This window comes from Rhizobium altiplani (assembly GCF_001542405.1).
GTDB classification, from domain to species: Bacteria; Pseudomonadota; Alphaproteobacteria; order Rhizobiales; family Rhizobiaceae; genus Rhizobium; species Rhizobium altiplani.
In genome coordinates this window covers 1-8,253 of the sequence record NZ_LNCD01000095.1, presented here as the reverse complement: position 1 = coordinate 8,253, position 8,253 = coordinate 1, and the positions used below count along the sequence as shown (strand labels likewise).

Genomic DNA, 8,253 nt, shown 5'->3' with positions numbered 1-8,253 from the left:
CGGCGGAATTGGCGACAGTGGCTGGGGCCGCGAAGGCGGAATAGAGGGTCTGGAATCCTACACTGTAAGAAAATATGTCGGCCATCTCCATTCGTAGCGGGGGATGACATAAAAGGAAAAGGAACGCGGGACATGAGCTTGGACGATTCATTTTCGGGTTGGCGACCACTTCAGCTCGCGTCTGAGGGCCCGCGTTACCTTGCTTTGGTAAATGCGCTGGAACAGGATATTGCCGATGGTCGGCTGACTGATGGCGACCGGCTGCCGGCACACCGTGATCTGGCTCGACAGCTTGGTCTTTCAGTCGGCACAGTCAGCAAAGCCTACCAGGAGGCCGAACAACGAGGCATCGTTAGCGGGCATGTGGGGCAGGGCACCTTCGTTCGGCGCCGCACGATCACCCGCTCGGAGGCTGCGGCAAGGCATGAGCCAGTTAATCTTGGTCTCAACGTACCCGCCGAGGGGAACGAGACACAGATACTGGCTGCATTATTCAGCGAGATAGCACGCGAGCGTGATCTGGGCCCGTTGCTGAGGTACCACCCTCACGCTGGCATCTCGAAACACCGCGAAGTCATCGCGGCCTCATTGTCCGATAGCAGTTTCACCGTTGAGCCGGCGCAGCTGTTCTTGTGCAACGGCGCCCAGCACGCCATCGATATTGCCCTACGTCTGATCGTAAAATCTGGTGACAGCATTCTTGTGGATGCACTGACTTATTCGGGTTTTAAAGCAATCGCTGTAGCCAGTCATCTCAACTTGGTGCCTGTGGAGATGGATAAGGAAGGATTGCGTCCTGACGCGCTGAAACAGGCTTGCCGGGAGTCCGGCGCGCGGGTGCTCTATTGCATGCCTACGCTTCAGAGCCCGACGGCGCGTACCATGAGCATTGCGCGTCGCCGCCGCATTGCCGAACTGGCCGAAGAGCTCGATCTCGCTGTCATTGAGGATGACGTCTACGGCTTTTTCTTCCCCGAACGTCCGGTGCCGATCGCCTCGTTGGCACCGGGCCGCACCTTCTATGTGACGTCCTATTCGAAATGCGTTGCGCCGGGTTTCCGGCTCGGCACATTGACTGTCCCGACAGCGTATACGGGTCAAGCCGAACTCCTTCTGCATGCCTCCGCCTGGTTTGTTGCTCCCATGATCAGCGAGGCAGCTGTGCGGCTGATTGAAAGCGGAGACTTGGAAGAACTTTTGCGTGAGAGGCGCCGGCAGGCGTTGGAGCGTTACCGGGTGTTCCTGGAGGTCTTCCCCGAAGCCTCAAAGCTTCAGTTTCCAGCCTTCTACGCGTGGTTGCCCTTGCCGCCAAAGTGGTCTCCGGATCAGTTTGCGGCTGCCGCACGAGGTTGCGGCATATTCGTGACGCCATCGATCGCCTCCGCTGTAAGTGACGGCAACCCGGGTGCAGTACGCATTTGCTTGGGTGCGCCCAAGGATCTTGTAGAACTTTCAGAAGTGCTTCAGACGTTGCGCGAGATCCTGGGTCGCCACCCTCTAAACGTCGTTTCTGTCGCGTAGCAGGGCTCATCTTCGGACAAGCTCGGCGGCGGTGACATCTTTATCTTTGCAGGGCTATAGCCATGATTGAGCTAGATCGTACGGATATTGCACTTCTTCAAGCTGTTCAGCAGAATAACAGGCTAACGTCCGAAGAGTTGGCCGAAGCGGTTCACCTTTCGGCGACCGCATGCCAACGGCGCCTAAAACGGTTGCGGAGTGCGCGCGTCATTGAGGCCGATATATCGGTCGTCTGTCCCAAAGCGGTTGGTCGACACATCACGATGATCGTGATGGTCTCTCTTGAGCGAGAGAGAGCGGACATTGTCGACCGCTTCAAAATGGCAGTTCGGAATACGCGGGAGGTGATGATCGGCTACTACGTAACGGGAGAGGCCGATTTTATCCTGGTCGTAACCGCCAAAGACATGGAGGACTACGAGCAGTTCACCCGCCGCTTTTTCTATGAGAATGCCGACATTAAAGGGTTCAAGACATTGGTGGTGATGGATCGCATTAAGGCGAGTTTCGCCATTCCAATCGATCAGTGATTCTGCTGCAGATGACATTCTGCGGCTTTGATTCAGATATGGTATCTCGTCGCCGTGAACGAGCAAAGTTAGCTCATTTTTCCGCCGGGGCCCCGTTCCGTGCCTGATATCGGCGAGCACTGACGCATCGATGTTCAAACGTCCTTCCGTGCAGCCCGAGAACACAATCGCCGTACCGCGCTAAAGGGCACAATGAAGCGAGCGGTAGTGTGTCAGTGTGTGTAGCAGAGGCCCTCGAAACAGCCTGCAAGATCGAGGCTCATCCAATGAGGACTCAAATGCCCTCTCAACAGAAGGATAACGACACTCATGCCAGACAAACCTGAAACCCCAATCGAGGTGTTCCGGGCTTCCCCTGAATTGCTCGGTAAGCGCATAGGCCACCCCAAGTATCATTTGAGCTGCTGATTGGCGATTTTCTGCATGAGTCATGCGGAGAATTCTATGAGCGACAGTGTGAATCACCCTCGAACCTTTGAGGTTTTGACCGCGGAGCCCGTGCGAAGACGACGCAAGCCGCGGGAGTGGTATCGAAGGGACTATGAAACCATGATTGATCTTGACGGCGAAATCCTCATGTGAGCTTTGAGAGCGGTTCTTGCAGCGCCAGGACCCGTTTCCGGTTTCGACGATCTCGCAGTGATAGGTCAGACGGTCGAGGTGCGCCGTCATCTTGGCGTCGCCGAACACCGTCGGCCATTCTCCGAACGCCAGGTTGGTGGTGACGATGATCGACGTGCGCTCGTAGAGTCTGCTGATCAGACGGAACAGGAGCTGACCGCCTGCCTGGGCAAATGGCAAATAGCCGAGTTCGTCGAGGATGATGAAGTCGAGACGGTTGAGATAGTCGGCCGTCCGCCCTTGCTTGCCGCCGCGCGTTTCCGTCTCTAGCCGATTGACCAGATCGACGACGTTGAAGAAGCGTTCGCGTGTTCCGTTGCGGATCAACCCCCGGGCAACCGCTGTGGCAGGGTGACTCTTTCCCGTTCCCGTGCCGCCGACGAGAACGACATTGCGCTGATCGGCGACGAAGGTACCGGTAGCCAGCTCCCGCACCAGGGGTTCATTGACGGGCGTATCGGCGAAGTCGAAGTCATCGATGTCCTTTGCGAGCGGCAGCTTGCCGATGCTGAGCTGGTAGCGAATTGAGCGGGCCTGCTTCTCGGCGATCTCCGACTGCAACAGATCGCCAACTATGCGCGGCGGTTCGTGCTGCCGTTTGATGCCGTTGCCCATGACCTCGTCGCAGGCGCTGCGCATTCCATAGAGCTCCAGCGTGCTCATGAGTTCGAGAACCTGTGTGCGTTCCATCAGCTTGCCCTCCTAAGGCTGTCATAGCGTGCGCAGTCGGCGACCGCTTCATGGGTAAGCCGCAACGGATCCGGGGTTTGCAGGGTTGCGGTCGGAGCCGAATCACGACTGCGGGCGAGAATGTTGATGATCACCGAGGCCGAGCAGACGCCGTGATCCAAAGCCTCCCGGCAGCCAGCATCGACAGCCGCCAGAGCGTCGGTGGGAACAGCCAAGGATAGTGACCATTTGCCGATCACCATCATGGACGCTCTTCAGCCGTCGGCGAACTTTCTCCATCGCTGTGGGTGAGACCCATTCACGGAACGGCGCACCATTGCACAAAGTAGCGGGTTTGCGTGCCAAAGTGTAAGACTCGATCCCGGTTGGTGGGGTATCCAAAGCCAAGCGAGCTGGACCATCGTCGTCCGCAGCCGTGGATTGCCAGTTTTGACACGCCTTGTTCTCGGTCGACTTGGCCACTTTGCCACGGGGTTGGCGCTAGGCCCGCGTAGGCGGCCACCTGCCTGCGATTGTCAAAATGGCGAAAGAGGCCTTCATGACAGAGGACGGCTGCAAACTCCTGGCCAATACCTTTGATGTCTATTAGGAGCTTGGCGGGACTGCGGGTTACTTGTTCTTCCGCGTGCAGAAGTTTGTCACGCTCGCTCTCTATCTCTTTAACCTCTGCGAGCAATAGTTCGAGGCGGTCGAGCTCGCGGCTGATCTGGGCTTTAAGATAAGGCGGCAGCGATCTTCCATCTCCGGTTACGAGTTCCTCGAGTCGATCCCTGCGATTTCGGTTGAGCGGTTCGTAATCCGTGATCCCCTGTGCGAAGAGTAGCCCCTTTATTCGGTTGACGTGACATATCCGTTCGGTCGTCAGTACCTTGCGTTCGCGACACCAGAATCTCATCCAGATTGTCGCGCTGATCCGCATTGCCTTGTCGAAACTGTTCCCGAATATTCAACCGTTGCCTCACATAAATTGCTCCCTACCGAGGGGTATGAACAGGGGCGACTATGGGACAGCTGAGCATGGCGACGAGGAAAGAACTGACGGCGGCGGTTTCGGAGCGCTATCGTGCTTCGACGCGAACGGAGAAGGCGAGAATTCTGGATGAATTCGTCGTCATCACGGGCTTTCACCGCAAGCACGCGATGCGGCTGCTGCGGCGCCACGGGAGAGAGCCTACAGGTCGGCGAGCGCGGCCGCGGTGCGGATTCCGACGTGAAGCCGGCCGGCATTCCGATCAAAGACCGGCCACCATTCCGATTTGAAGCCGGCCACTGTTCCAATCAAAGACCGGCCAGTTTTCGGCACTGAAGATTACCTCCTGGGTCAGCAACTTTGGCATCAAATACCCCGCGACGAACGGGGAGACTTTGATGCCGGCAAAGAGAAGGCTGACCATGAGACAGTTGAGACAAATGCTGCGGCTTGCCGGAAGCGGGACCAGCTCCCGCGAGATTGCAGTCGTATTGGGAATAGCGCGCAGTACGGTGCAGGATAATCTGCGGCGCGCAGCAGCAATTGGATTGAGCTGGCCCTTGCCGGGCGAACTCACTGATGATGCGCTCGAGAACAAGCTCTTCGCTCGCAACGGCATCAAACAGGGCACGAGACGACGCGTCGAACCCAACTGGGCCGATCTTGCCGTCGAGCTCAAGAAGCCCGGCGTCACGCTGCTCATCCTGTGGGAGGAGTATCGTGGGTCGCATCCCGACGGTTACGGCTACAGCCGCTTTTGTGAGCTCTTTAGAAGCTTCGAGCAGCGACTTTCGCCGACGATGCGCCAGGAGTATGTGGCCGGTGACAAGGTCTTCGTCGACTATTCCGGCAAGAAGATCCCGATCGTTGATCGCAAGACCGGTGAGATCCGCGAGGCGGAGATCTTCGTGGCGGTGCTCGGCGCATCGAGCTTCACCTATGCTGAGGCGACCTGGACGCAAACGCTCCCTGACTGGATCGGCTCGCATGTGCGGATGTTTCGTTTTTTTGGCGGCGTTCCGCGGCTGATCGTCCCCGACAATCTGAAGTCGGGCGTCAGTCGCGCCAGCTTCTACGATCCCGAGATCAACCGCAGCTACGGCATGATGGCCTCCCATTATGGTGTCGGAGTACTTCCGGCACGACCGCGGCGCCCAAAGGACAAATCGAAAGTGGAGAATGGAGTCCGTTTCGCCCAGTCCTGCATTTTGGGGCGGCTGCGCAATCAGACGTTCTTCTCGCTGGCCGAGGCCAATGCCGCCATCAGCCAGGCACTCGATCGCATCAACGACCACGTCATGCGTCGGCTGGGCGTCAGTCGCCGGCAGCTGTTTGAGAGTGTCGAACGTGCCGCGCTCGCCAGCCTTCCGGGTGAAGACTACGAGTTCGCCGAGTGGCGTCTGGCCCGCGTCTCGACGGATTACCACGTCGAGTTCAAAACCTTCCTCTATTCCGTGCCGCACAGTCTCATTCGCCAGCAGGTCGATCTGAGGGCGACGGCACGCACCATCGAGATCTTCCACCGCGGCAAGCGCGTCGCCGTCCATCAGCGCCGCTATGGCGGTCCGCGTCATGGAACTGATCCGGATCACATGCCCAGCTCTCACCGTCGATATGCAGAGTGGACACCAGATCGCTTTCGGCGCTGGGCGGCATCCATCGGCCCTCAGACAGAAGGTTTGGTCATCGCAATCCTTGCCAGCCGGCCACATCCCGAACAGGGCTTTCGAACATGCCTGGGCGTGCTTCGACTGTTTCGCGATATCGATCGCAATCGGGCCGAAGCTGTATCAGCCCGCGCTGTCGAGATCGGTGGGCTGAACTGCAAGAGCATTGCGTCGCTCTTGGCCAACCACAAGGCCGGCCGCCATTCCACCGAACCAACCGCCATTGTCGATCACGCCAATCTGCGTGGCCCTGATTACTTTCATTGAGGAGAGACACCTATGCTGATCAATCCCACCATCGATATGCTGCGCGAACTCGGCCTTTACGGCATGGCCACAGCCTTCCAGGAGCTCGACGCACAATCCGAGGCGCGCGGCCTCGAACATGGAGAATGGCTTGCCCTACTGCTCGAGCGCGAGGCTACCATGCGCCGCCAGAAGCGTTTCGAAGCCCGCGCCAGGGCTGCCAAGCTGCGTCATGATGCGCAGATCGAGAATGCCGACTTTCGTGCCGCACGTGGTCTCGACCGCAACCTGTTCATGAACCTTGCCGGCTGCGACTGGATCCGTAAGCACCACAGTCTCCTCGTCACCGGGCCAGCCGGTGTCGGCAAGAGTTGGCTTGCCTGCGCCCTCGGCCACAAGGCATGCCGCGAAGATTTCTCCGTCGCATACCACCGGGTTCCGCGGCTGTTCGCCACGCTCGCACTTGCAAGAGATGACGGGCGCTACGGCAGGATCCTCAAATCTCTCGCCAAGACCGACCTGCTGATCCTCGATGACTGGGGACCAGAAAAGCTCAACGATGATCAGCGGCGTGATCTTCTCGAGATCATCGAAGACCGCTACGAGCGTCGATCAACGATCGTCACCAGTCAGGTGCCCCTGGATCGCTGGTGGGAAATCATAGCAAATCCAACGCTCGCCGATGCCATCCTGGACCGCCTTGTTCACAATGCCTATCGCATCGATCTCACTGGCGAGAGCATGCGAAAACAGCGTTTGCCAATTGCGCCTGAAACACCGCACGCTTGACCTGAAACAAAACCCGATCCAAACATCAACGAGACCCAGGATCAGTCCGAGAAATGGCCGGCTTCAAATCGGAACGCTGGCCGGAATGAAATCGGAATGACTGGCCGGCTTCAAATCGGAATCGGTGGCCGGCTTCATCGGAATACGCAGCCGCGGGTTTATGATGAAGCGGAACGCAATGCGCTCATATTGCTGTGGGAAGCGTCTGACCGGGTCTGTGGGAAGCGGCTGAAGGCGTTGCTGCCCGTCCTTGTCGAGGCAATGGAACGGCACGGTCGTTTTAACCTCCCGCCTGAGATCCGCGGCAAATTGCTGGCGATGAGCGCGGCCACGATCGACAGGACGCTGAGACCAATCCGAGAGGGCTTGGGACGTCCTCGACGGCGGCCCGCGGCGCACGCCCTGCGACGGAGCATTCCCATTAGAACCGTCGGCGGATTGGGACAATCCGGCGCCAGGTTTCGTTGAGGCGGATCTCGTCGCCCATTGCGGCCCTTCGGCTCGCGGCAGCTTCATCCAAACCCTTGTTCTCACCGACATCGCGACTGGCTGGACGGAATGTGCGCCGCTGCTGGTTCGCGAGCAGACGCTGTTGAGCAGCGTGCTCACAGAATTGCGCAAGCAACTGCCGTTCGCGCTTCTCGGCCTGGATACGGACAACGACACCGTCTTCATGAACGAGACGCTGAAGGGTTACTGTGACGCCGCCAATATCGTCTTCACGCGCTGCCGTCCCTACCGCAAGAACGACCAGGCCTTTGTCGAGCAGAAGAATGGCGCCGTGGTGCGCAGGATGGTCGGATATCGTCAATTCGAGGGGCTGGAGGCCGCCGCCCTGTTGGCGAAGCTCTACCGTTCAGCACGGCTGTTCGTGAACTTCTTTCAGCCATCGTTCAAATTGATCGCGAAGCAGCGCGACGGCGCGCGTGTGCGCAAGACATATAGTCCGCCAGCCACGCCGCATCAGCGTTTGGTTGCTGACGCTCGCACGTCAGATGCAGTCCGCTTCCGTCTGCAGGAAACCTACGCCGGGCTCGATCCTGTCCTGCTATTGCGCGATATCCGCGCCCTGCAGGAGCGACTCGCCGCGCTTGCCGACACTCCGCCGGCCATGCGCACTGACGGGGTAGCTCAGCCGATCGACCTTTTCCTGGCGAGTTTGCGGACTGCCTGGAAAGACGGAGCTAGCCGGCCGACAGATCGCCCGATTGTAAAAGCC

At 58.7% G+C, this 8,253-nt stretch carries 4 protein-coding genes and 5 pseudogenes; 6 read left to right on the top strand and 3 right to left on the bottom strand.

The features are described 5' to 3' along the window. Positions 1–132: 132 nt before the first annotated feature. Together AS026_RS23025 and AS026_RS23020 are read left to right on the top strand one after the other, a co-directional pair. The gene (locus tag AS026_RS23025; RefSeq protein WP_028749621.1) at positions 133–1,521 is read left to right on the top strand and encodes an aminotransferase-like domain-containing protein; all 1,389 of its coding nucleotides are present in this window, start codon (positions 133–135) and stop codon (positions 1,519–1,521) included. 62 nt (positions 1,522–1,583) lie between these two features. Next, positions 1,584–2,051 carry an Lrp/AsnC family transcriptional regulator gene (locus AS026_RS23020; RefSeq protein WP_028749622.1) on the top strand — a complete coding sequence of 156 codons (468 nt, stop codon included), beginning with the start codon at positions 1,584–1,586 and terminating at the stop codon, positions 2,049–2,051. A 588-nt stretch (positions 2,052–2,639) separates the two neighbouring features. On the opposite strand, the pseudogene istB (AS026_RS23015) reads toward AS026_RS23020, so the two are convergent. The 3 pseudogenes from istB (AS026_RS23015) to AS026_RS23005 all read right to left on the bottom strand — a co-directional run. Then, positions 2,640–3,362: pseudogene (gene istB, locus AS026_RS23015) on the bottom strand (IS21-like element helper ATPase IstB); the annotation flags it as partial. Then, positions 3,362–3,707 (bottom strand): annotated as a pseudogene (locus AS026_RS23010) (IS21 family transposase); the annotation flags it as partial. The pseudogenes istB (AS026_RS23015) and AS026_RS23010, both read right to left, overlap by 1 nt. Beyond that, positions 3,704–4,242 (bottom strand): annotated as a pseudogene (locus AS026_RS23005) (transposase); the annotation flags it as partial. The pseudogenes AS026_RS23005 and AS026_RS23010, both read right to left, overlap by 4 nt. A gap of 122 nt (positions 4,243–4,364) precedes the next feature. Here AS026_RS23005 and AS026_RS41365 point away from each other — a divergent pair. From AS026_RS41365 to AS026_RS22985, 4 genes and pseudogenes are all read left to right on the top strand, one after another. Continuing rightward, a pseudogene (locus AS026_RS41365) lies at positions 4,365–4,559 on the top strand (ISNCY family transposase); the annotation flags it as partial. A gap of 195 nt (positions 4,560–4,754) precedes the next feature. Continuing rightward, positions 4,755–6,266, top strand: a complete 1,512-nt coding sequence (gene istA / locus AS026_RS22995; protein ID WP_412770355.1) for an IS21 family transposase — start codon at positions 4,755–4,757, stop codon at positions 6,264–6,266. A 12-nt stretch (positions 6,267–6,278) separates the two neighbouring features. Next, positions 6,279–7,034: an IS21-like element helper ATPase IstB gene (istB, locus tag AS026_RS22990; protein WP_028749626.1), complete on the top strand. Its 756-nt coding sequence runs from the start codon at positions 6,279–6,281 to the stop codon at positions 7,032–7,034. Between the two features lie 153 nt (positions 7,035–7,187). Continuing rightward, positions 7,188–8,253: pseudogene (locus AS026_RS22985) on the top strand (ISNCY family transposase); the annotation flags it as partial.

Excerpts from the sequence above, each read along its gene's own strand:
- istB (WP_028749626.1), top strand. The coding sequence starts at position 6,279 with ATGCTGATCAATCCCACCATCGATATGCTGCGCGAACTCGGCCTTTAC.
- AS026_RS23020 (WP_028749622.1), top strand. The coding sequence starts at position 1,584 with ATGATTGAGCTAGATCGTACGGATATTGCACTTCTTCAAGCTGTTCAG.
- istA (WP_412770355.1), top strand. The coding sequence starts at position 4,755 with ATGAGACAGTTGAGACAAATGCTGCGGCTTGCCGGAAGCGGGACCAGC.
- AS026_RS23025 (WP_028749621.1), top strand. The coding sequence starts at position 133 with ATGAGCTTGGACGATTCATTTTCGGGTTGGCGACCACTTCAGCTCGCG.